At 70.5% G+C, this 22834-nt stretch carries 23 protein-coding genes; 13 read left to right on the forward strand and 10 right to left on the reverse strand.

What is annotated here, in order from left to right; translation table 11 throughout:
• Both AC156L_RS02560 and AC156L_RS02565 read right to left on the reverse strand, forming a co-directional pair.
• Nucleotides 1-753: acyl-CoA dehydrogenase family protein (locus AC156L_RS02560; protein ID WP_484406550.1), on the reverse strand; the 753-nt coding region annotated here is incomplete at its 3' end.
• Nucleotides 754-818: 65 nt separating this feature from the next.
• On the reverse strand, nt 819-1289 hold the full coding sequence (locus AC156L_RS02565) for a MarR family winged helix-turn-helix transcriptional regulator (protein ID WP_330876032.1): 471 nt from the start codon (nt 1287-1289) through the stop codon (nt 819-821).
• A 55-nt stretch (nt 1290-1344) separates the two neighbouring features.
• Between AC156L_RS02565 and AC156L_RS02570 the strand changes: the two genes are divergently transcribed.
• Nucleotides 1345-1833 carry a pyridoxamine 5'-phosphate oxidase family protein gene (locus tag AC156L_RS02570; protein ID WP_330876031.1) on the forward strand — a complete coding sequence of 163 codons (489 nt, stop codon included), beginning with the start codon at nt 1345-1347 and terminating at the stop codon, nt 1831-1833.
• Between the two features lie 349 nt (nt 1834-2182).
• On the opposite strand, the gene AC156L_RS02575 is transcribed toward AC156L_RS02570, so the two are convergent.
• The 3 genes from AC156L_RS02575 to AC156L_RS02585 all read right to left on the reverse strand — a co-directional run bounded on the left by AC156L_RS02575 (nt 2183) and on the right by AC156L_RS02585 (nt 4425).
• A complete protein-coding gene (locus AC156L_RS02575; protein WP_330876030.1) occupies nt 2183-2539 on the reverse strand; it encodes a hypothetical protein in 357 nt (118 codons plus the stop codon).
• 268 nt (nt 2540-2807) lie between these two features.
• The gene (locus AC156L_RS02580; protein WP_330876029.1) at nt 2808-3542 is read right to left on the reverse strand and encodes a DUF305 domain-containing protein; all 735 of its coding nucleotides are present in this window, start codon (nt 3540-3542) and stop codon (nt 2808-2810) included.
• Between the two features lie 7 nt (nt 3543-3549).
• The gene (locus AC156L_RS02585; protein ID WP_330876039.1) at nt 3550-4425 is read right to left on the reverse strand and encodes a thioredoxin-like domain-containing protein; all 876 of its coding nucleotides are present in this window, start codon (nt 4423-4425) and stop codon (nt 3550-3552) included.
• 211 nt (nt 4426-4636) lie between these two features.
• On the opposite strand from AC156L_RS02585, the gene argS reads away from it, so the two are divergent.
• The 6 genes from argS to rho all read left to right on the forward strand — a co-directional run bounded on the left by argS (nt 4637) and on the right by rho (nt 13366).
• Nucleotides 4637-6286 carry an arginine--tRNA ligase gene (gene argS / locus AC156L_RS02590; protein ID WP_330876028.1) on the forward strand — a complete coding sequence of 550 codons (1650 nt, stop codon included), beginning with the start codon at nt 4637-4639 and terminating at the stop codon, nt 6284-6286.
• The gene (gene lysA / locus AC156L_RS02595) at nt 6286-7725 is read left to right on the forward strand and encodes a diaminopimelate decarboxylase (protein ID WP_330876027.1); all 1440 of its coding nucleotides are present in this window, start codon (nt 6286-6288) and stop codon (nt 7723-7725) included. The genes argS and lysA overlap by 1 nt, the downstream gene beginning before the upstream one ends.
• The gene (locus tag AC156L_RS02600; RefSeq protein ID WP_414719878.1) at nt 7712-9025 is read left to right on the forward strand and encodes a homoserine dehydrogenase; all 1314 of its coding nucleotides are present in this window, start codon (nt 7712-7714) and stop codon (nt 9023-9025) included. Before lysA ends, AC156L_RS02600 begins: the two co-directional genes overlap by 14 nt.
• Entirely contained in the window at nt 9022-10098 is a 1077-nt protein-coding gene (thrC, locus tag AC156L_RS02605) for a threonine synthase (protein ID WP_330876025.1), read from the forward strand. The genes AC156L_RS02600 and thrC overlap by 4 nt, the downstream gene beginning before the upstream one ends.
• Entirely contained in the window at nt 10095-10973 is an 879-nt protein-coding gene (gene thrB / locus AC156L_RS02610) for a homoserine kinase (protein WP_330876024.1), read from the forward strand. The genes thrC and thrB overlap by 4 nt, the downstream gene beginning before the upstream one ends.
• Nucleotides 10974-11314: 341 nt before the next feature.
• Nucleotides 11315-13366: a transcription termination factor Rho gene (gene rho / locus AC156L_RS02615; RefSeq protein ID WP_330876023.1), complete on the forward strand. Its 2052-nt coding sequence runs from the start codon at nt 11315-11317 to the stop codon at nt 13364-13366.
• A 229-nt stretch (nt 13367-13595) separates the two neighbouring features.
• Here rho and AC156L_RS02620 read toward each other — a convergent pair whose 3' ends face one another.
• On the reverse strand, nt 13596-14009 hold the full coding sequence (locus AC156L_RS02620; RefSeq protein ID WP_330876022.1) for a hypothetical protein: 414 nt from the start codon (nt 14007-14009) through the stop codon (nt 13596-13598).
• A 257-nt stretch (nt 14010-14266) separates the two neighbouring features.
• Here AC156L_RS02620 and rpmE point away from each other — a divergent pair, with 257 nt between their 5' ends.
• From rpmE to AC156L_RS02650, 6 genes are all read left to right on the forward strand, one after another.
• Nucleotides 14267-14479 carry a 50S ribosomal protein L31 gene (rpmE, locus tag AC156L_RS02625; protein ID WP_106195088.1) on the forward strand — a complete coding sequence of 71 codons (213 nt, stop codon included), beginning with the start codon at nt 14267-14269 and terminating at the stop codon, nt 14477-14479.
• Between the two features lie 93 nt (nt 14480-14572).
• Nucleotides 14573-15637 carry a peptide chain release factor 1 gene (prfA, locus tag AC156L_RS02630; protein ID WP_330876021.1) on the forward strand — a complete coding sequence of 355 codons (1065 nt, stop codon included), beginning with the start codon at nt 14573-14575 and terminating at the stop codon, nt 15635-15637.
• Between the two features lie 18 nt (nt 15638-15655).
• The gene (locus AC156L_RS02635) at nt 15656-16861 is read left to right on the forward strand and encodes an acyl-CoA thioesterase/bile acid-CoA:amino acid N-acyltransferase family protein (protein WP_330876020.1); all 1206 of its coding nucleotides are present in this window, start codon (nt 15656-15658) and stop codon (nt 16859-16861) included.
• A 9-nt stretch (nt 16862-16870) separates the two neighbouring features.
• Nucleotides 16871-18256, forward strand: coding sequence for a dihydrolipoyl dehydrogenase (lpdA, locus tag AC156L_RS02640; RefSeq protein WP_330876019.1), 1386 nt, complete (start codon nt 16871-16873; stop codon nt 18254-18256).
• A gap of 57 nt (nt 18257-18313) precedes the next feature.
• Complete coding sequence (prmC, locus tag AC156L_RS02645) at nt 18314-19177, forward strand: peptide chain release factor N(5)-glutamine methyltransferase (RefSeq protein ID WP_330876018.1); 864 nt, start codon at nt 18314-18316, stop codon at nt 19175-19177.
• Nucleotides 19178-19421: 244 nt separating this feature from the next.
• Nucleotides 19422-19937: a hypothetical protein gene (locus AC156L_RS02650; RefSeq protein ID WP_330876017.1), complete on the forward strand. Its 516-nt coding sequence runs from the start codon at nt 19422-19424 to the stop codon at nt 19935-19937.
• 10 nt (nt 19938-19947) lie between these two features.
• Here the strand turns inward: AC156L_RS02650 and AC156L_RS02655 are convergent, their stop codons facing one another.
• The 4 genes from AC156L_RS02655 to AC156L_RS02670 form a co-directional block, all read right to left on the reverse strand.
• Nucleotides 19948-20637 carry an ESX secretion-associated protein EspG gene (locus tag AC156L_RS02655; protein ID WP_330876016.1) on the reverse strand — a complete coding sequence of 230 codons (690 nt, stop codon included), beginning with the start codon at nt 20635-20637 and terminating at the stop codon, nt 19948-19950.
• Nucleotides 20634-21872, reverse strand: a complete 1239-nt coding sequence (locus AC156L_RS02660) for a hypothetical protein (RefSeq protein WP_330876015.1) — start codon at nt 21870-21872, stop codon at nt 20634-20636. The genes AC156L_RS02655 and AC156L_RS02660 overlap by 4 nt, the downstream gene beginning before the upstream one ends.
• Before the next feature lie 31 nt (nt 21873-21903).
• Complete coding sequence (locus AC156L_RS02665) at nt 21904-22455, reverse strand: DUF3558 family protein (RefSeq protein ID WP_330876014.1); 552 nt, start codon at nt 22453-22455, stop codon at nt 21904-21906.
• Nucleotides 22456-22474: 19 nt separating this feature from the next.
• Nucleotides 22475-22834, reverse strand: a 360-nt coding sequence (locus AC156L_RS02670) for a hypothetical protein (RefSeq protein ID WP_484406555.1), incomplete at its 5' end; no start/stop codon positions are given.

A 22834-nucleotide genomic window follows, 5' to 3' on the forward strand; every position in this document is an offset into this window, starting at 1 on the left:
GACGGTGATGCCCTCGGCGTCGCCCTCGACCACGAACGCGGTGATGCCGCCCTTGTGGCCCTCGCTCTTCGGGACCTTCGCCATCACCACGAGCAGGGTGGCCAGCGTGCCGTTGGTCGCCCACAGCTTCACGCCGTCGAGCAGGTAGTCGCCGTCGTCGGTGGGGACGGCCGTGGACCGCAGGTTCGCCGGGTACGAGCCGACCTCGGGCTCGGTCAGCAGGAACGCCGAGACCTCACCGGCGGCGAGGCGGGGCAGAAACGTCGCCTTCTGCTCGTCGGTACCCACGAGTTTGAGCGGTTGGGGGACGCCGATCGACTGGTGCGCCGACAGCAGCGCCCCGATCGCCGGGCTCACCGACCCCACCAGCATCAGGGCCTTGTTGTAGTAGACCTGCGACAGCCCGAGCCCGCCGTACTCCGCCTTGATCTTCATCCCGAACGCCCCGAGCCGCTTCAGCCCGGCGTACACCGAATCGGGTATCCGCGCCTCGCGCTCGATCAGCCGCACGTCGAGCTCCTTCTCGCAGAAGTGCCCGAGCCGCTGGAGGAACTCCTCGCCCGCCCGTCTGCCCTCGGCGTCCCCGCGCGGGTGCGGGTGGATCAGGTCCAGCCGGAGGTGGCCGAGGAACAGCTCTTTGCCGAAGCTGGGACGCCGCCATCCCGTTTCACGGGCCTGCTCGGCGACCTGCCGCGCCGCCCGTTCGTCGACCTTCTTGTCGCTACCGGTTTTCTCGGGGTCCACTGCGGTCATCGCTGACCTCCCAGGAGCCGAAAGGTGAACTCCTGACGGTACTACCGGTGGGTAGCGCCGTCCGATCAGCCGATCAGGCGCAGCCGCCGCTTCGCCAGCTCCTCCAGCGCCCCGGTCGCCTCGGCCAACGTCCGCAGGGCCTTGTCGAACACCTCCGCGTCCTCACCCAGCGTCAGCCGCATCTCCGCGTTCACCCCGGCCCGCGCCAGCCGTCCCGCGAGGATGGCGTCACGACCGGCCTTGGTCAGCTCGATCATCCGCACCCGCAGGTCAGCGCCCTGAGTCCGGGTCACGTACCCCATGCGCTCCAGCTCACCGGTCGACTTCGACGCGGCCTGCGCCGTCACCCCCATCGCCTCGGCCAGCTCCCGCACCGTCACCGGACCCGCCTGGAGGTGCTGGAACACGTACCCGTGCGAGACCCGCAGATCACCGAACCCCTCGGAGTCCAGGTGCCGCACCACCTCGTCCTGGGTCCACGCGGTGAGGGCGGTGAGCAGGAGCGTCAGGTCTTCACGCAAAGGAGTGGCGTCCACGCCGAAATCATGGAATGCTCAACCGCAGTTGCACAACCCTGGTTGAGGAGTGGTGATGGTGGAGACGTACCGGGTGGAGCGGGCGGAGCTGGTCGGCGACCTGGCGGAGATCGTCGAGCGCATCGTGTGGAGCGTGGTGAGCACGACGGATCGTTCGGGGCGACCGCGCTCGCGGGTGATGCACCCGGTGTGGGACTTCGCCGCGATGACCGGCGTCGTGGGGACGCGTCGGACGCCGGTGAAGGTGGCGCACCTGGCCGCGCGACCAGCTTTGACGTGCGCTTACTGGTCGCCGGACCACGACGCGGCGTTCCTGGATTGTGAGGCGTCGTGGGTGCCGGAGGGGGAGTTGGCGGAGGCGTGGGAGGCGCTGGCCAAGGGGTACGACCCGGCAGTGCTGTGGCCGGACGGGCCAGGGTCGGTGGGGTTCGCGGCGTTGCGGTTGACGCCGTACCGAATACAGGTGGTTCGGGCGGAGGCGTTGGCGGCGGGGAGACCTGTGCCCATGTGGGTGGCTGGAGGGAGCGGGGCGATGGTTGGGTGAAGAGCGGTTCCCTCGGGCGCGGTTGATTTGACTTGGAGATCCTGGATTTGGCCCTGTGATCGGGCCAAGGAGCAGGTGGTGATGACCTGCCCGATCAATCAGGGCAAGGGGCAGATCCCCTGAGAGCGTTATGCGCAGATTCGTCCATCAGAAGGTTCGGAACCGCTCCAACCGGATGATCGTGCGGACCAAGGCCGGGAGCTCGGCGAGTCGGCCGCGGTAGCCGGTGCCGAGGATCTTCCAGTTCTTCAGGTGGGTGATGGCGCGTTCGATTGCGGATCTGATTCCGGACAGCACTCGGTTCGCGGCGAGTCGGGTTCGCGGTTCTTGGGCTCTTTGGTCGGGGTGATCATGCTCGTACCCTGGTGGCCCTTGTCCGCGACGGTGTCGCGGGTGTCCAGTCGGTCGGGCAGGCCCAGGCGCGGAACGCTTCGAGGTCGCAGTTCCTGCCCGACACCGGGCAGGAAGCGGTGATCACCCGACCGGCCAGGTCGGCCGCGACCTGCACGGTCATCCCGGACCGGTGCCGCCGCCCCGAGCGCAGCTCCGGGCGCCCGAGCCGGTGGCCGATCGGGATGAGCGTGCCGTCCACCAGCAACGCGGTAACGAGCAGGTCGAGGCCGAAGTCCTTCGGTCGCCAGCGCAGGATCGGCGTGATCCGTCGGATCAGTCGGCTGAACTGGCAGGCCGGGACAAGCCAAGCCAAGCCAAGCCAAGCCAAACCGAACCGAGGAAAGGAAAGGCTGCACGGGTGGCAAGCGAGCATGTGGGTCGATTGACTGCCTGTGGCCATGTGCGCAACACGGCGCGGCCGGTTTTGCTTGGGGATTTGAGCCTTGAAATTAGTGATCGGGCAGGCTTTTGTGGCTGCCCTTTTGGCCCGATCAAAGGCTCAAATAAGGAGTCCCCAAGTCAAATCAGCCGAACACCCGACCAGCTCAAACAATCCTGCCCATGACGAAGCAACTCAACAATCAGTTCTGCGGCAGCGGCACAGCCCCGCGCTGCGTCAGCAACTGCTTCATGTACTCGACTTCACTGTTCTGCGACTTCAACATGTTGTCCGCCAACACCCGAACAACACTCTGCCCAGCATGATCAGCCGCGTACTCCGCCATGGGCGCCCCGCCGACGTGGTGCCGCAACATGAGTTGCAGGAAGTAGGTGTCGAACTCAACGCCACTCAACGAACGCAACTTCACCAGATCCTCGGACGAAGCCATCCCTGGCATCCCCGTGGCTCCCGACCCCGACCCCGACCCCGCCGCCGCCGTCGAGTGCGCGTGCTCGGACGAGGACTCCATCCACTTCATGTGGGTGCCGTCCGCGGACTGCTCGGGCATGCCCCAGAGGAACAGCCAGCCCTTCATCCGGCCGATCTGCTCCAACTGCGTGCTGGAGATGTCGAAGGCGAGTTGCTTGATCTCGACGGTCGTCGTCCGGTCGCGCGCGATGTTGGCCATCTGCACGCCCTGGAGGTGGTGCGCGGCCATGTCGGTCGCGAAGCCCACGTCCACCGAGTCCCGCGCGGGGACCGAGGCGTCGGACGAACCCGGCAGCTTGATGAGCAGCCCGATGGCCGCACCGAGCAGGAGCACGGCGAGCACGGCAGCGGTGATGACCACTGTCCTCGCCAGGGTGGGACCGCCGCTCGGACGGTCGTCCTGGACGTGCTCGGTCGCGCCCGCGTCCTGCTCGGTGTCGGCCATCACGGGATCAGCTGCTCGGTGTGGTGCTCGGTGCGCCCGCCGGCGCGCTGGCCGACGGGTCGGCCGCTCCGGTCGCGGCCGGGTCGGTCGCGCCGGTCGCGGCGGGGTCGGCCGGGTTGCCCTCGCCCTCGGCGGCGGTGCCACCGGTCATCGGGACGGCGTCGGGGCCGGGTGCCTCCGCGACGAACGGCGGGGGGCTGTCGACCGGGAAGCTGGTCGAGTCGCAGGCCGCGCCGACCTCGGGATAGGTGTTCGGGTTGCGGCGCAGGGACTGGATGAACTGGTCGATGCGCTCGTCGTCGGCGCTGTCGAGCTTGAGCTGGTGGCCCCACGACTGGAGGGAGATGGGCTTGTCGAGGCCGGGGTACGGCGACATCTGGGTGTACGGCTGGCCGGTGACGCGGTTCTTCAGCTTGTCGAGGGCCTCGCCGGTGACCTTGTCCGGGTTGTAGGCGATCCACACGGCGCCGTGTTCGAGGCCGTGGACCATGTTCTCGGTCCGGACGCCCGTCGCGTAGACGGTGCCCATGCAGTCGGCCCAGACGTTGTCGTGGGGGCCGCCGAACGGCGGGCTCTGGTCGTAGGCGACGCGCTGGGTCGACGCGACGTGCTTGCTCGCCTCGTACTCCTTCTTCACGACGCCCGCGATCTTGTCCGACGGGTCCTTGTTCGTGTCGGAGGGAGTCCACGCCGCGAGTGCTTCCGCCTTGGCGTTCTGCGCGTCGATCTTCGAGTACGCGTACCCGAACACACCGACCGCGAGACCGACCACCGCGATGACCGCGACGATGGTGCCCCAGGGCTTGGGCTTGCTCGCCACCACGGACGCGCGTGCCGCCTGCACGCTCCCGCGGTTGGCCTTAGTCTTCTTGCCGCTGACCATGTCCGCCTCAGATCTCATGTCATCCGTGCACGACGCCGGAGGACTGCCGCCGGTTAGTGTAGGGACACCGTGTCTGATCACCGTCAACCCTCGGTGGCGCAGGGTGTTCGTCAACAGTTGCCACCTGTCGGTGCGGACCCCGTCCATCCCACCCTCCGGGACGGGTCAACCCGGTCGAGACCAGCGCGAACGCTTCCCTAGACTTCTGCGGGTGACTCCCGCTGCGCTCGCTGAACTGGTCCGCGCGACGGCTGTGGACGTGCTGTCCGGCCGTGGCCTGGACACCGCCGCACTGCCGCCCGCGGTGACCATCGAGCGACCCCGCAACCCCGACCACGGCGACTACGCCACGAACCTGGCGCTCCAGATCGGCAAGAAACTCGGTGTCGGCTCCCGTGACCTGGCCGGATGGCTCGCCGAGGCGTTGACCGGGACGGACGCCATAGCCTCCGTCGAGGTCGCCGGACCCGGATTCCTGAACCTGCGCCTCGCCGCGGACGCGCAGGGCGCGATCCTGCGCGAGGTCCTGACCGGCGGTGACGCGTTCGGCACCGGTGACGAGCTGGCCAAGACCAAGATCAACCTGGAGTTCGTCTCGGCGAACCCGACCGGGCCGATCCACCTCGGCGGGGCCCGCTGGGCCGCGGTCGGCGACGCGCTCGGCCGGGTGCTGTCCGCGCGGGGCGGCGACGTGACCCGCGAGTACTACTTCAACGACGCGGGCGCGCAGATCGACCGGTTCGTGTCGTCGCTGATCGCGGCCGCCAAGGGCGAGCCCGCCCCCGAGGACGGGTACGCGGGCGGCTACATCACCGACATCGCCGCCGAGGTGATCAAGCAGGAGCCCAGCGCCCTGTCGGCCGAGGACGGCGCCGAGGTGTTCCGCCGGATCGGCGTCGGCCTGATGTTCGCCGAGATCAAGCAGGCCCTCCACGACTTCGGCACCGACTTCGACGTGTTCTTCCACGAGGACTCGCTGCACCGCTCCGGCGCGGTCGACAAGGTCGTCGAGGCGCTCAAGGAGTCCGGGGCGCTCTACTTCTCCGACGGCGCCTGGTGGCTGCGGTCCAGCGAGTTCGGCGACGACAAGGACCGGGTCGTCATCAAGAGCGACGGCGACCCCGCCTACATCGCGGGCGACATCGCCTACCTCCAGGACAAGCGCTCGCGCGGCTTCGACCTGTGCATCTACATGCTCGGCGCGGACCACCACGGCTACATCGGGCGCCTGAAGGCCGCCGCGGCGGCGCTCGGCGACGACCCGGCCGTGGTCGAGGTGCTGATCGGCCAGATGGTGAACCTCGTCAGCGAGGGCAAGCCGGTGCGGATGAGCAAGCGCGCGGGCACCGTGATCACCATGGAGGACCTGGTGGAGGCGGTCGGCGTGGACGCCGCCCGGTACGCGATGGTCCGGTCGTCGGTCGACTCCGTGCTGGACATCGACCTCGACCTGCTGCGCCGCAACAGCAACGACAACCCGGTGCACTACGTCCGGTACGCCTACGCGCGGATCGCGTCGGTGCGCCGCAACGCCGCCGACCTCGGCCTGGAGCCGAACGACCGCTTCGAGCTGCTCACGCACGACCGCGAGGGCGACCTGGTCCGCACGCTCGGGGAGTTCCCGCGCGTCGTGGCGGCGGCGGCCGAACTGCGCGAGCCGCACCGCGTGGCCCGCTACCTGGAGGAGTTGGCGGGCGTGACCCACCGGTTCTACGACACGCCCGACCTGCGGGTGCTGCCCCGAGGCGATGAGGAGATCACCCCCGTGCACCAGGCCAGGCTCCAGCTCGTGCTGGCCGCTCGTCAGGTCTTCACCAACGGCCTCGGCCTGCTCGGCGTCACGGCGCTGGAGCGCATGTGATGCGCGCGCACCCCGCCGGTCCCCGGCACGCCGACGTCATGACCCCCGGCAACACCGCCGGGTCCAGGCCGTCCACTTCGGACGACATCGCGCTCCTGCACCCCCAGGTGTGGCCGCGCAACGCCGAACGCGGGGAGGACGGCGTCGTCCGCTTCGCGGGCGTCGACGTCCGCGACCTCGCCCAGGAGTACGGCACGCCGCTGTTCGTGATGGACGAGGCGGACTTCCGGGCCCGCTGCGCCGAGCACGCCAGCGCGTTCGGCGACCCCACGCTGGTGCACTACGCCTCCAAGGCGTTCCTCAGCGTCTCGGTGGCCCGCTGGGTCGCCGAGGAGGGCCTGAGCATCGACGTGTGCAGCGGCGGCGAGCTGGCCATCGCGCTGCGGGCGGACTTCCCGGCCGAGCGGATCGCGCTGCACGGGAACAACAAGTCGGTCGCCGAGCTGGTCGCCGCCGTCGAGGCGGGCGTGGGCGCGGTCGTGGTCGACTCGTTCTTCGAGATCGCGAGGCTCGACCAGATCGCGCGCGACCGCGGGGTCGTGCAGCCGGTGATGATCCGGGTGACGGTCGGTGTCGAGGCGCACACGCACGAGTTCATCGCCACCGCGCACGAGGACCAGAAGTTCGGCTTCTCGCTGTCGTCCGGTGACGTCGCCGAGGCCGCGCGCCGCGTGCTCAAGGCCGGTGGCCTGCGGCTGATCGGCCTGCACAGCCACATCGGCTCGCAGATCTTCGACGCCAGCGGCTTCGAGATCGCCGCCCGCCGGGTGATCGGCCTGCTGGCCGACCTGCACGTCGAGCACGGCGCCGAGAAGCTCCAGGACCTGACCACCGTGGACCTCGGTGGCGGTCTCGGCATCGCGTACACGCCGGACGACGACCCGCCGCCGCCCGCCGAACTGGCCCGCCAGCTGCACAACATCGTGCGGAAGGAGACCGAGCACGCGGGTCTGCCGATGCCGCTGATCGCGGTCGAACCCGGTCGCGCGATCGTCGGACCGGGCACGGTCACCGTGTACGAGGTCGGCACGATCAAGGACGTCGAGCTGGACGCGGGCCAGAGCCGCCGCTACGTCAGCGTCGACGGCGGGATGAGCGACAACATCCGCACCGCGCTCTACGACGCGGTGTACGACTGCCGCCTGGTGTCGCGCGCCGTCGACCCGGACACGAAGGCCGTGCTGTGCCGCGTCGTCGGCAAGCACTGCGAGGCGGGCGACGTCGTCGTGCGCGACTGCTGGCTGCCCGAGGACCTCGCGCCGGGCGACCTGCTCGCGGTCGCCGCCACCGGCGCCTACTGCTACTCCATGGCCAGCGGCTACAACCGGCTGCCGCGGCCCGCGCTCGCCGCGGTGACCGACGGCGAGGCGCGCCTGCTCCTGCGCCGGGAGACCGAGGACGACCTGTTCCGCTTGGAGGTTGAAGGTGCCGGAAGGTAAACCGATCAGGGTTGCACTGCTGGGTTGCGGCACGGTCGGCACTGAGATCGTCCGGCTGCTGACCGACCAGGCCGTCGACCTGACCGCGCGGATCGGCGCCCCGGTCGAGCTGACCGGGATCGCCGTGCGCAAGCCCAACAAGCACCGCGAGGTGCCCGCGCACCTGCTCACGACCGACGCCGCCGCACTGGTGGCGTCGGACGTCGACCTCGTCGTCGAGGTCATCGGCGGCATCGAGCCCGCCCGCACGCTGCTGCTGGACGCCCTGCGCTCCGGCAAGTCGGTCGTGACGGCGAACAAGGCGCTGCTGGCCGAGCACTCCGGCGAGCTGTTCGAGGCGGCCGACTCCTCCGGCGCCGACCTCTACTTCGAGGCCGCCGTCGCGGGCGCGATCCCGCTGCTGCGCCCGCTGCGGGAGTCGCTGGCCGGTGACCGGATCACCCGCGTGATGGGCATCGTCAACGGCACCACGAACTTCATCCTCTCCGGCATGGACGCGACCGGCGCGAGCTACTCCGAAACCCTGGAGGAGGCCTCGCGGCTCGGCTACGCCGAGGCCGACCCGACCGCGGACGTGGACGGCTTCGACGCGGCGTCCAAGGCCGCGATCCTCGCCTCGCTCGCGTTCCACACCAGGGTCACGGCCGCCGACGTGCACCGCGAGGGCATCTCGGCGGTCAGCGCGTCCGACATCGCCGCCGCCAAGGGCCTCGGCCGCACGGTGAAGCTGCTCGCCATCTGCGAGCGGGTCACGGAGGTCGCCGAGGACGGCACCACGACCGAGTCGGTCGCCGCCCGCGTGCACCCGGCGATGATCCCGCGCGGCCATCCGCTCGCGGGCGTGAACGGCGCGTTCAACGCGGTGTTCGTCGAGGCCGACGCGGCGGGCGAGATGATGTTCTACGGCCAGGGCGCGGGCGGTGCCCCGACGGCCAGCGCGGTGCTCGGCGACCTCGTCGCGGTGGCCCGCAACCGGGTCGTCGGCGGTCGCGGCCCCCGCGAGTCCGCCTACGCGGGCCTGCCGGTGCGGTCGATCGGCCAGACGCCGACGCGCTACCACATCAGCCTCGACGTGGCCGACCGCGCGGGCGTCCTCGCCCAGGTCGCGGCCGTGTTCGCCGAGCACGACGTGAGCATCGCCGCCGTGCGGCAGGAGGGCAGGGTCGACGACGCCAGCCTGGTGATCGTCACCCACGCCGCGTCCGACGCGGCACTCCGGTCCACTGTGGACAAGGTCGGTGGTCTCCCGGTGGTGAGGGACGTGGTCAGCGTGATGCGCGTGGAGGGCGAAGAACAGTGACGATCCAGGCAGGCGTGCGACCCGGCTGGCCGGGCATCATCAACGCCTATCGCGACCGCATCGACCTGCCGGACGGCGCACGGGTCGTCACCCTGCACGAGGGCGGCACCCCGCTGGTCGAGGCGGAGCACCTCTCCGAGCTGACCGGCAGCCGCGTGCTCGTCAAGGTCGAGGGCGCGAACCCGACCGGCTCGTTCAAGGACCGCGGCATGACCGTGGCCATGACGTACGCGCTGGCCAGCGGCATCAAGGCGGTCATCTGCGCCTCCACGGGCAACACGTCGGCCTCGGCCGCCGCGTACGCCGCGAAGGCCGGTCTGACCGCTGCCGTGCTCGTGCCCAGCGGCAAGATCGCGCTCGGCAAGATGGCCCAGGCCGTCATGCACGGCGCGAAGATCCTCCAGATCGACGGCAACTTCGACGACTGCCTCGAACTGGCGAGCAAGACCGCGGCCGAGTACCCGGTGACGCTGGTCAACTCGGTCAACCCGGTGCGGCTGATCGGCCAGAAGACCGCCGCGTGGGAGATCTGCGACGTGCTCGGCCGGGCCCCCGACTTCCACTGCCTCCCGGTCGGCAACGCGGGCAACATCACCGCGTACTGGCGCGGCTACCAGGACTACGCCAAGGACGGCGTCACGACGTCGACGCCGAGGATGTACGGCTTCCAGGCCGCCGGGTCCGCGCCGCTCGTGCTGGGCGAGCCGGTGAAGAACCCGGAGACCATCGCCACGGCGATCCGCGTCGGCAGCCCGGCCTCGTGGACCGGGGCCGTCACGGCCCGCGACGAGTCGAACGGCCTGATCGCGGCGGTCACGGACGAGCAGATCCTGGAGGCCTACCGGCTGCTCGCCGCGCGCGAGGGCATCTTCGTCGAGCCCGCGTCCGCCGCCAGCATCGCGGGCCTGCTCGCGACCGCCGCCGACGGCAGGCTCCCCAGGGGCTCCGTCGTGGTGTGCACGGTCACCGGCCACGGCCTGAAGGACCCGGACACCGCCCTGCTCGGCATGGCCGCGGTCGAGCCGGTGCCGGTCGACCCCGGCGCGGTCGCGTCCGCGCTGGAACTCGCGTGACCTCGGCCGTCCGGGTCACCGTGCCCGGCTCGACCGCCAACCTGGGCTCGGGCTTCGACGCGCTCGGCATGGCGCTGGCCGTCCACGACGAGGTGGACGTCCGGGTCGTGGCCTCCGGCCTCGCCGTGCGCGTGTCCGGCGAGGGTGGCGAGAACGTGCCCACCGACGAGACCCACCTGGTCGTGCGGGCCTTCCGCGCGGCCTGCGAGCTGCTCGGCTCCAGCCCGCCCGGCCTGGAGTTCGACTGCCGCAACACGATCCCCCATTCGCGTGGACTCGGCTCGTCGGCCGCCGCGGTCGTGGCGGGTGTCGCGGCCGCCTACGGCCTCGCCGGTCGCGAGTTGGACACGGCCGCGTTGCAACTCGCCTCCGAGTTCGAGGGGCACGCCGACAACGCCGCTGCCAGCATGTTCGGCGGCGTCGTGATCGCGTGGTCCGAGGGCGACCGGTACCGGGCGGTCCGGCTGGACCCGCACACCGACCTCCGGCCGGTCGTGCTGGTGCCCGAGGAGGAGTCGTCGACCAAGACCACGAGGGGGCTGCTGCCCGCCGTGGTCCCGCACGCCGACGCGGCGTTCGCGGCAGGCCGTTCCGCGCTGGCCGTGCACGCCCTGACCTGCGATCCCTCGCTGCTGCTCGCCGCCATGGACGATCGGCTCCACCAGCCGTACCGGGAACCCGCGTGGCCGGGGACGATCCGGGTCGTCCGGGAACTTCGGGCTTCCGGAGTGGCCGCGGCGGTGTCGGGGGCCGGTCCGACGGTGCTGGCGCTCCCGAAGGACGGCGAACTCCCCGTCGGCGTCGACGTCACCGGCTTCGACGTGCGGCGATCGGCCGTGGACACGACCGGCGTGCGCGTTCGTCCACTTGGCTGACGGCGCCACGCGGGGGTACCCGGTTGTTGCACCCGCACCGGCCTGCGTCTACCCTCGGAGGCGATCAGTCACCGCGCGCACGGGCGCCGGTGCCGTGCCCGGACAGTCGTTCCGGGTCGCATTCCAGCCAGCCAGGGACCCTGTGCCGCAAGGGCGGGGTCGAGGCTGAAAGGCACCCGATCGCCGTGTGACCGAGAAGTCCCGTGCCGACGGACGTCGTCGCAAGTGCGCAATCGCCGCGTCGAATCCGTCTTCATCGGACGAACTGCTGTTCCGCATTCCGTCGGACGGCAGGTCCGCTGGGCCGCGTAGGAGGCGGGGTCCGGTCAGGAAGGACTTGTGTGAGCAACACCGATTTGTTGAGCAGCGACGCTGCTCCCGACGCCGCTGCCAGTACTGGAGCCGAGGAGAACGCCCTGTCCACCCCTTCCAACGGCAGCGCCCCGCGCAAGCGGGCTGGTCTGTCCGGCATGGTGCTCGCGGAGCTTCGTGAGCTCGCGGGCCAACTCGGCATCAACGGCACCGCGGGTCTGCGCAAGGGCGACCTCATCGCGGCGATCAAGGAAAAGCAGGGCGGTACCTCCGGTCGGGCCAGCACCTCGACCCCGCCCGCCAAGGCTGAGAAGCCCGCCGCGAAGGTCGCCGAGGCGCCCGTGGCCGCTCCGGTCGTCGAGAAGCCCGTGCAGGCCCCGGTGGAGAAGCCGGTGCAGCAGCAGCTCGAGGTCGCCGAGGCACCCGCCACCACCGGTGAGGAGGAGGGCGGCCGTCGCAACAACCGGCGTCGCCGGTCCTCCGGTCGCGCCGCGGGCAGCCCGGAGAACACCGTGGCCGCCCCCGCCGAGGCGCCCGCCGTCGAGCGTCCGCAGCAGGACCAGCCTCAGCGCGACCAGCCGCAGCGCGACCGCAACCAGGGCGAACGCCCGGACCGCGGCGAACGCCCTGACCGGGGCGAGCGTCCCGACCGGGGCGACCGCTCCGAGCGCGGCAACCGGCAGGACCGGGGCGACCGCTCCGAGCGCGGTGACCGGAACGACCGCGGTGACCGCGGTCAGGGCCGCAACCGCCAGGACCGGGGCGACCGGCAGAACGACAACCGGGGCGACAACCGGCAGAACGACCGGTCGAACACCGTGGTGGAGGACGACGACGAGGAGGGCGGTCGTCGCGGCCGTCGCTTCCGCGACCGCCGCCGCCGTGGCGGGCGGGTCGAGGGCGGCGCCCCCGGCGCACCCGACACCGAGGTCCGCGACGACGACGTGCTGCTCCCCGTCGCGGGCATCCTCGACGTGCTGGAGAACTACGCGTTCGTGCGCACGTCCGGGTACCTCGCGGGCCCGAACGACGTCTACGTGTCGTTGTCGCTGGTCCGCAAGTACGGGCTGCGTCGCGGTGACGCGCTGATCGGTGCCGTCCGGCAGCCGCGCGACGGCGAGCAGCAGCGGCAGAAGTTCAACCCGCTGGTGCGGGTGGACAAGATCAACGGCTTGGACCCGGACCAGCTGAAGAACCGGGACGACTTCACCAAGCTCACGCCGCTGTACCCGAACGAGCGACTGCGCCTCGAAACCGAGCCGCACATCCTCACCACGCGCGTCATCGACCTGGTGATGCCGATCGGCAAGGGGCAGCGCGCGCTGATCGTCTCGCCGCCCAAGGCGGGCAAGACGTCGGTGTTGCAGGCGATCGCCAACGCGATCACCACCAACAACCCCGAGTGCCACCTGATGGTCGTCCTGGTGGACGAGCGTCCGGAAGAGGTCACCGACATGCAGCGCTCGGTGAAGGGTGAGGTCATCGCCTCCACCTTCGACCGGCCGCCGTCGGACCACACGACGATCTCCGAGCTGGCCATCGAGCGGGCCAAGCGGCTCGTGGAGATGGGCCACGACGTGGTCGTGCTGCTCGACTCGATCACCCGGTTGGGCCGTGCCTACAACCTGGCCGCGCCCGCTTCCGGTCGCATCCTGTCCGGTGGTGTCGACTCGACGGCCCTGTACCCGCCGAAGCGGTTCCTGGGCGCGGCGCGGAACATCGAGGGTGGCGGGTCGCTGACCGTCATCGCGACGGCGCTGGTGGAGACCGGCTCCGCCGGTGACAGCGTGATCTTCGAGGAGTTCAAGGGCACCGGCAACGCGGAGCTCAAGCTGGACCGGAAGATCGCCGACAAGCGGATCTTCCCGGCCGTGGACGTCGACCCGTCCGGTACCCGCAAGGAAGACCTGCTGCTGTCGCCGGACGAGTTGGCGGTCATGCACAAGTTGCGCCGGGTGCTGCACGCGTTGGACAGCCAGCAGGCCATTGAGCTGCTGATGGACCGGCTGCGGAAGAGCCGCACCAACATCGAGTTCCTGATGCAGGTGGCCAAGACGACCCCTGGTAACGAGGGCGTCTGAGTGTGACTGTTGTGGCCAGGGCCGTTCCCGTGCGGGGGCGGCCCTGGTTTTTTGTGGGTGGGTAACCCCGGTGCGCGAGTGTCACGAGCCACGATGAGCGCTTTTTGTCGGGGCTCTGGGGGTCGGGTTTGGGCATGGGGGCCGGAAGCGCTCGGGGTCGCGGTGAGCTGGAGACCGGAAACTGCTGGTCAGATGGTTCCGAGCGGGCGGTGAGGGCTGGGGGTGTGGTCTAGCAGCCGGTGTGGGTGTGGGTGCCCTCTGCTGCCAGGGCCTTGCTGCGGCTGCGTTCTCGCAGGTACCAGTGCACCAGCAGGGCGATGGTGGGGACGCCCAGGCCCAGCGCCAGTGGTGTTGGTAGGCGTACGCCGTCCGCGGCGACGCCCACTGCTAGTACGGACCCCGGGTACAGCCATCTGAGCCAGCGCTGTTGCCACCTGTTCTGCCAGGTGACCGAGGAGCCCGCTGCTGCCGCTACCGCTGTCGCCGCTCCGAAGACGGGGGTCGAGAGGGTGGTGAACTCGCCCGAGGTGTGGCCGAGCAGGACGCCTGCCAGGCCGGTGAGGCCCAGTACGGCGGTGCTGAACAGGTACGGGACCGCCAGCCACGTCGTGAGGCTCAGCGGGCGTCCGGCGGCACAAAGCACCGCGCAATTGTGCGTGTTGAGGCGCTGACGTGCTGCGTTGAGCAGTCGAACGGCCACGGCTTGCGCTGAACGGGCGTTGGGCAGCGGCGAACGGACGTGTACCAGTGGTCCGGGTCACGTGTCGTGTTCGGGAACAATCGAACGTGTGCCGGCGTTTTCGTCTTCGTCAGGCGATCTGGCAGACTCTCTAGTCGGGTCCGGCTCCGGTTCACCCCAATCCTGGGGACCCGGCGGCCACACGTGAAAGGGACAAGACGTTGAAGACTGGTATCCACCCGCAGTACATCTCCACCGATGTGACCTGTAGCTGTGGGAACGCGTTCACCACGCACAGCACGAAGACCTCCGGGTCCATCCACGTCGAGGTCTGCTCGAACTGCCACCCGTTCTACACCGGCAAGCAGAAGATCCTCGACACCGGTGGTCGGGTCGCGCGCTTCGAGGCCCGTTACGGCAAGCGCGCCAAGTAGCTTCGTTCACGGCGTCCTGCCCGAGCCCACGCGGCTCGGGTCGGGCGCCGTTTTCGTCTGTTCAGAAAGTGCAACGAAGCCACGGGAGTCGTCGTGAACCAGCCCCAGCCGCTCGAGGACCTGCTCGCCGAGCACGCCGATCTGGAGCGGCAGTTGGCCGACCCGGCCGTGCACGCCGACCAGGCGGGCGCGCGCAGGCTGGGGAAGCGGTACGCCGAGCTGGGGCCGATCGTGAGGGCTGTTCGGGATCTTGAGCAGGCCCGTGAGGACCTGGAAGCGGCGTCGGAGCTGGCCGAGGACGAGGCGTTCGCGGCTGAGGCCGAGGAGCTGAAGGTCAAGATCCCGCAGTTGGAGGCGAGGCTCACCGAGCTGCTGCTGCCGCGCGACCCGCACGACTCGTCGGACGTGGTCATGGAGATCAAGTCCGGCGAAGGGGGCGAGGAGTCCGCGCTGTTCGCGGGCGACCTGCTCCGGATGTACCTGCGGTACGCCGAGCGCCACGGCTGGAAGGCCGAGGTGCTCGACGGCACCGACTCGGACCTGGGTGGGTTCAAGGACGTGACGGTCGCGATCAAGAGCAAGGTCGACACCCCGGACGGGGTCTGGTCGCGGTTGAAGTTCGAGGGTGGTGTGCACCGCGTGCAGCGGGTGCCCGTGACGGAGTCGCAGGGGCGCATCCACACGTCGGCCGCCGGTGTCCTGGTGTTCCCGGAGACCGAGGACGTCGAGGTCGAGATCGACGAGAAGGACCTGCGGGTGGACGTGTTCCGCTCGTCCGGCAAGGGCGGGCAGTCGGTCAACACGACCGACTCCGCGGTCCGCATCACGCACCTGCCCACCGGCATCGTCGTGTCGTGCCAGAACGAGCGCAGCCAGCTCCAGAACAAGGCGCGCGCCATGGTCGTCCTCCAGTCCCGCCTGGTCGCGCTGGCCGAGGAGCAGGCGCAGCAGGACGCGTCCAACGCCCGCAAGAACCAGATCCGCACGGTGGACAGGTCCGAACGGGTGAGGACGTACAACTTCCCGGAAAGCCGCATCTCCGACCACCGGGTTGGGTACAAAGCACATAACCTGGACCAGGTGCTCGACGGTGACCTCGACGCGGTTCTCGACGCGCTCGCGGCGGCCGACCGGGCGGAGCGGCTCGCTGGTACGTGACTGTCGAGGAGGCGCGAGATGGCCGAGATCTTGGTCAATCCCCAGGAAGCGCCTCTGGACAGCCCGGTCGACGTGCTCGTGGTCGGCCTGCCCCCCGATTCCCGCGCGACCATCACGCTGACCACGGGTGACCGCTCGTCGTCCGCGGTGTTCGCGGCGGACGAGCGCGGTGTGGTCGACCTCACCCGGCACGCCCCGCTGGAGGGCGACTACTCCGGTGTGGACCCGATGGGCCTGTTCTGGTCGCTCCGGCGGGTCGCGGGCGAGCCCGGTCCGACGCTGCTGGAGGTCGACGGCGTCGGCAAGGTCGAACTCCAGCGCCTGACCGTGCCCGAGGGCGTTCGCCGGACGGTGGTGGACTCCGACGGGCTGTCGGGCGTGCTGTTCGAGCCGGACGACGGGGACACCTACCCCGGCGTGATCGTGCTCGGCGGCTCCGAGGGCGGCCTGCGCGAACTCGACGCGGCGCTCCTCGCGGGCCACGGGTTCACCGCGCTGGCGCTGGCCTACTTCGGTGCGCCTGGCGTGCCGGACCACCTGGTCGACGTGCCGCTGGAGTACTTCGGCAGGGCCGTGGCCTACCTGTCCGCCCGCGCGGGTGAGATCGGGGTGCTGGGCGGCTCCCGCGGCGGCGAGGCGGCGCTGCTGGTGGGCGCGACGTTCCCCGAGGTCCGGGCCGTGGTCAGCGTGGTCGGCAGCGGGGTCGTGACCCAGGGCATCGGCCCCGGTCGCAACCTGCTCCAGGTCCTCCAGCACGAGGCGGCGTCGTGGACGCTCAAGGGCGAGGCCCTTCCCTACCTGCCCTGCTCCGTTCCGGACGGTCTGCGCGCCGACGTGGTGGACGACGTGCCGACGAGCCTGGCGCGGGCGTTCGACCTGACCGACGGCGTTCCCGAGGAGACGGTCATCCCGGTCGAGCGCATCCTCGGCGGCGTGCTGCTGCTGTCGGCGGGCGACGACCGGAGCTGGCCGTCCACCGCGCTCAGCGAGATCGCCAAGCAGCGGCTGGACGAGCACGACCACCCCTTCCCGTACGAGCACGTGGTCTACCCGGACGCGGGGCACCTGATCGCCGGACCGCCCTACCGGCCGACGACGGACGTGCTCGTCCCCGGCCCGGACGTGGTGTTCGAGATGGGTGGCGCACCGCCCGCGACGGCGGCCGCCCGAGCGGATGCGTGGCGTCGGTCGCTCCAGTTCTTCTCGGAGCAGTTGGGCACCTAGTGTGGTGGCATGAGCGCACACTTTGACGTCGTGGTCCTCGGTGCGGGCCCTGGAGGGTACGTCGCCGCGATCCGGTCGGCCCAGCTCGGGTTGAAGACCGCGATCATCGAGGAGAAGTACTGGGGCGGTGTGTGCCTCAACGTCGGCTGCATCCCCTCGAAGGCCCTGCTGCGCAACGCCGAGCTGGCGCACATCGTCAACCACGAGGCGAAGGCGTTCGGCATGAAGGTCGACGGCACGATCAGCTTCGACTACGGCGTGGCGTTCCAGCGCAGCCGCAAGGTCGCCGACGGGCGCGTCAAGGGCGTGCACTTCCTGATGAAGAAGAACGGCATCACGGAGTACCAGGGGCGCGGCGAGTTCACCGACGACCACACGATCGTCGTCAACGGCGAGACGGTGACGTTCGACCACGCGATCATCGCGGCGGGCGCGACGACCCGGATGCTGCCCGGCACCGCCAAGAGCGACCGCGTGGTGACCTACGAGGAGCAGATCCTCAGCGAGGAGCTGCCCGAGAGCATCATCATCGCCGGCGCCGGCGCTATCGGCGTCGAGTTCGCCTACGTGATGCACAACTACGGCGTGAAGGTCACCATCGTCGAGTTCCTCGACCGGATGGTGCCCCTGGAGGACGTCGAGGTCTCCACCGAGCTGGCCAAGCGGTACCGCAAGCTCGGTGTCGAGGTCCGCACCGGCACCCGCGTCGAGTCGATCGACGAGTCCGGCCCGAAGGTGCGCGTCACCGTCACCAAGGACGGCGAGGAAGAGGTCCTGGAGGCCGACAAGGTCATGCAGGCCATCGGTTTCCAGCCGCGCGTCGAGGGCTACGGCCTGGAGAAGACCGGCGTGGAGCTGACCGACCGCGGTGCCATCGCCATCGACGGCCGCTGCCGCACCAACGTGCCGCACATCTTCGCCATCGGCGACGTGACGGCGAAGCTGATGCTCGCGCACGCGGCCGAGTCCATGGGCATCGTCGCCGCCGAGACCATCGGCGACGCCGAGACGATGGAACTCGACTACGTGATGATCCCGCGCGCCACGTTCTGCCAGCCGCAGATCGCGAGCTTCGGCTACACCGAGGCGCAGGCGCGGGAGAAGGGCTACGACGTCCAGGTGGCGAAGTTCCCGTTCACCGCCAACGGCAAGGCGCACGGCCTCAACGAGCCCGGCGGGTTCGTGAAGCTGATCAGCGACGGCACGCACGGTGAGCTGCTGGGCGCCCACATCATCGGCCCGGAGGCGACGGAGCTGCTGCCGGAGCTGACGCTGGCCCAGCAGTGGGACCTGACCGTCCACGAGGTCGCCCGCAACGTCCACGCGCACCCCACGCTGGGCGAAGCCGTCAAGGAAGCGGTGCACGGCCTGGCCGGGCACATGATCAACTTCTGAGTTCACGGACGTGTGGTGCCGGGCGCTGCGACCCGGCACCACGACTACCATCCGCGCATGAACCGACAGCCCATCCGCCTCGCCCTCGTCGAGGCGGAGCGCATGCTGACGGCGGCTGGTGTGGACAGTCCGCGCGTCGACGCCGAGTACCTCGCCGCCCACGTGCTCGGGGTCGAGCGGTCCCGGCTGCCCCTCATCCCCATGGTCGACCAGCAGGTGCTGGAAACCCTGCACAAGCTGGTGCGCAGGCGCGCCGAGCGCGTGCCGCTCCAGCACATCCTCGGCTGGTCGCCGATGGGCGCGATCACGGTCGACGTCGGCCCCGGCGTCTTCATCCCCCGACCCGAGACCGAGTTCCTGCTGGACTGGGCCCTGCGGCAGGTCAGGGGTGTCGACCGGCCGGTGGTGGTCGACCTGTGCACCGGTTCCGGCGTGCTCGCCCTGGCCACCGCCAACGCCCGGCCGGACGCCACCGTGCACGCCGTCGAGAAGGACGTGGACGCCCTCGCCTGGGCGCGCCACAACTCGGACGCCCGCGTGCTGGCGGGTGACACGCCGATCCGCCTGCACGCAGGCGACGTGACCGCCCCCGGCGTCCTGGTGGACCTGGAGGGGACCGTCGACCTGGTGCTGTGCAACCCGCCGTACGTCCCGGAGGGCACCCCCGTGCAGCCGGAGGTGGCCGACCACGACCCGCACGCCGCCGTCTTCAGCGGGGCCGACGGGCTCGACGTGATCCGCTCGGTGGTGGCGCTGACCGCCCGCCTGCTGCGCTCGGACGGTGTGGTGGCGATCGAGCACGACGACAGCCACGGCGAATCCGTGCCCGCGCTGCTGAGCGCGCGGAGGGTCCTCACCGACGTGGCCGACCACCGCGACCTGGCGGGCCGACCCCGATTCGCGACTGCTCGAAAGGTCTAGCGGACCACCGTTCGCGCTGGTGGGAGGGCTGCGGTGGAATAGTCCGCGCGGTGGCGCGCTTTCACCCGTTCGACTGTCGCGGGAGTGCGTATTTCCCATTTTTCTGGCAGAATTGCTCGCCGTCTATTCGGTGAGGAGTTCGATGTCTGTCAATAATCCGGACGAGTGGTCCGAATTCCGATTATGGCTCAACGCGCAGCTCGAATGGTTGCGCTGCGTAGAACCCCAGAAGGATTGTCGCCTTTTGGAGCAAGCCCGCGCCCTCTTCCCGGCGATCGGTGAGGAGGACGGTGCCACCCGCGCGGTGGCGGAGCTGGAACGCCTCGTGGAGAAGGCGTGGTCCGCCGAGGGCACGACGATGCTGCGCCACTACCTCGGCTACGCGCTCGCCACCAGGGCGGTCGAGGTCCGCCGGATGCTCGGTCCCGGCGGGGTCGTCATCGTGGAGGGGATCGCCGACCGCATCCTGGCGCTCGACACGTGCGACTCGGAGCTGGACGACTTCGCCGTGGCGCTGAAGAGGCGCAACCGGGCTCGGGAGCCGCGGACCGGTCAGCGCGCCGTGCCCGCGTTCGCCGCGCTGCTGCTGGTGTTCGGCGTCGTCCCGCTGGTGGCGGGCGGCCTGCTGGGCAGCGGACCACTGGTGAGCGTCGGCGTGCTGCTGTCCGTCGTGCTGCTGTGCGCGTTCGCCTGGCTGCTCCGCACCACCGGCGCGCACCGCGGTGTGCGCAGACCCGCCCACCTGAGCACGGGTCGCTGACGGTGGCCCCCTACCTGGCGCCAGGACGGCGGCCCGCCTCGGCCAGCGCGCGGCCGAGGTGCCGGGCCACGTCCTGGTTGTCGGCGGGTGCCACCGTCAGCCAGCCGTCGCCCGCGGGCACGGCCACGTAGCGCCCGGCGCGGGTGTCGAACCAGGTGACGACCTCGTCGCCGATCGCGAAGTGGCCGGTCCCCACCATCGGTTCGGACACCACGGCCCGCCCGACCCCGTCGCGCTCCGGCCGGTCCACCGCCGCCACCGGCACCGCCACCGGTTTGCCGGGACCGCGGCGGCGCGGCGGCAGCACACCCACGACCGCGGCCGCGAGCGCGTCGTCCGGCACCGGGGTCAGCGACACGGACAGCTCGTGCTGGACGACGAGGACGGCGTAGTCGCCGCGTGCCACCAGGCAAGCCCGCAGCAGCACCGGTTCCTCGACGTTCGGCATCCCCATCGCCACCACCCGCAGGTCCGGTTTGGCCAGCAGCCGCAGCGCGTCCTCCAGGTCCGGCTCGGGCCGCCCGCGCCGCACCAGCCCGCGGTGCTCCAGGTCCGTGTGCACCGCCGCCCGGATGCGGGCGCGCTCGTCGAGCGTGTCGCCGTACTGGGGGATCTCCAGCGGGTGCGGCAGACCACCGAACCGCAGGTCCTCCCACAGCACCTCGAACGCGGGCAGCGACAGCGTGGCGATCCCGCTCATCCGCCGATCACCGGAGGGGAGACCATCCGGTTGTCGCCGAAGTGCTCGTCGGTGGGGACGAGGTACTTCGCCTGGTGCTCCAGGTCCTCGCCGCCCTCACCCCTGGCACCGCCCGCGCCGCCACCGGCCGCGGCACCACCGCTCGCGCCGCCACCGGCCGCTGCCGCCGTGCCCCGCCCGCGTCCCGTGGTGCTTCGCGGCGCGGCGGCGCCAGGGGGGCCGAAGCCGCTGCCGGTCGGCCCGAATCCCGTCGTGGGGGCCCGACCGGACGTGCCTGGACGGCCCGCGTTGCCCGTCCTGCCTCCGCCCGCGCCGGATCCGCCGGGCAGCAGCGGGCGTCCGGTGCGGGGATCGCGAGCGACCGGTGGCTGTGGACCGGGGAAGTGCGCGGGCTGGCCGTTCTGCCGCGGCGGCGTGGACGGGGGAGGTGGCGTGGGGGTGGGCGGGCCCGCCCAGGAAGCGCCGGTGGTCCCGTCACCGACCCCACCGCCCTTGATCCCGCCGTATCTGATCCCGCCGTCCTTGATCCCACTGCCGCCGATCCCGCTGCCCGTGGTTCCGGTGTCCGCGTTCCCGCTGACACCGGTCGTTCCCACCCCGCCGCTGGTGTCGATCGTGCGGGTGTTCACCGACGAGGTCGTCGTCGTGGGATCCACGACCCCCCGTTCCCGGATGACCGACGGCACCTCGGCGAACTCGGGCATGGACGCCGTGGCGAAGCGCAACGCGTCGTCCCGCGACCGCATGACCGCCACGGCCTCGTCCTTGGCGGCCTCGGACTTCGCCCGCTGCACCGGCACCGTGAACGCCAGCGCACCGACCTGGAGGATGCTCCCGCTCGCCAGCGCGTCGGCGAACATCTTCTCCGGGTCGTACGGCACCGGGGGAGGCATCCGCGTCTTCGCCTCGTCGGCGGCGTTCGTCTGCTGCTGCAACGCGTTCCCGGTGGACGTGAAGTGCTCCCCGGTCGCGTCGCTGAACGACCCGACCTTCGCCAGCGCGCTCCGAGCCCTCTCGGCCGCCGCACCGGTCCACCCGCCCCGCGACCCGTTGACGATGATGCTGAAGTCCACCGCCAGCTCGGTCAACTGCCGCCCGACGTCCCTCCACCCGTCCGCGATCTCAGCGGCGGTGGTGGCGTTGAACTTCTCCTCGACCTGCCGCTTCAGCTCGACGTGCTCCTGTGCCGGGTAGTTCGCCGTCGGCTCCGGAACGACGGGCTTGGTACGGGCCATGGTGCATCCCCACTTCAGGAGGGTCGGAGATTCAGGGCAGCTTGGGGGCGATCAGCTCAGCGGCCTTGGTGGCCCGCTCGCAGGCCGCCGCGGTGTCGGTGGAGGACGGCTTGACGCCGCCGACGACCTGCACGCTGGCCGAGTCGGCGACGGAGATCACCACGTGGCAGAGGTCCAGGGCCCCGTTGGGTGCCTCGACCTTCGAGGACTCGTACTTCCCGATCTTGATCGAGGTGGCCTTGGCCCCCGCGTAGTCGAGGTCCTCGACGCTCCTGGCGGGGAGGACGTTGGCCGTGACCCCGCCGTTCGCGTCGATCCACTCGCAGCTCTGCCCGCCCGCGGTCTTGCGGGCCTCTCCCGGCGTGGGGAGGCTGAGTTGCGCGGCTTCCCCGGGGGACAGGAGATCGCAGGGCTTGACGTCGGCCAAGACCGACGCCCCCGCCCCCGAGGCGCTGCTCGGTGGACCGGAGGTCTCCGTCGTCGCCTCGGATCGAGCATTTCCCGTCTGTTCTACGGAGCAGCCCCCTCCGAACAGCGCGAGGGTCGTGGCGGCGACCAGGAGCGTCACGAAAGTGCGGTTCATGGCTGATTCGTCATTTCCATCAGAGGTTCTTGAACGTGGATGATTGGCCGCCATCGACGTTCTGGTACGAGGATCGGCTCTTCTTCAATTCCGCTTTGAGATCGTCGATCGCTTTCACGAGATCCGGTATCACCTCGCCTGCGGCCTGGGTGCCGACCTGTTTGTTCACGGCGCCGACGGCTTCCGCGTATCCGCCTCCGAGAGGAGTGGCCGTGGTGAGGATCGACGCCCGCTGCCTGATCTTGGCGAGTTCGTCCTGCATCTCGGTCAGCTTCTTCAGCATCGCGTCGACCACGTGCGGGTCCACCGACAGGGCCTGGGCCTCCGTGGCCGCGCCGATGGCGCGCGCGGCGGCGATGACGTCGCTCATCCCCATGGT

It is taken from the genome of Umezawaea sp. (genome assembly GCF_057122925.1).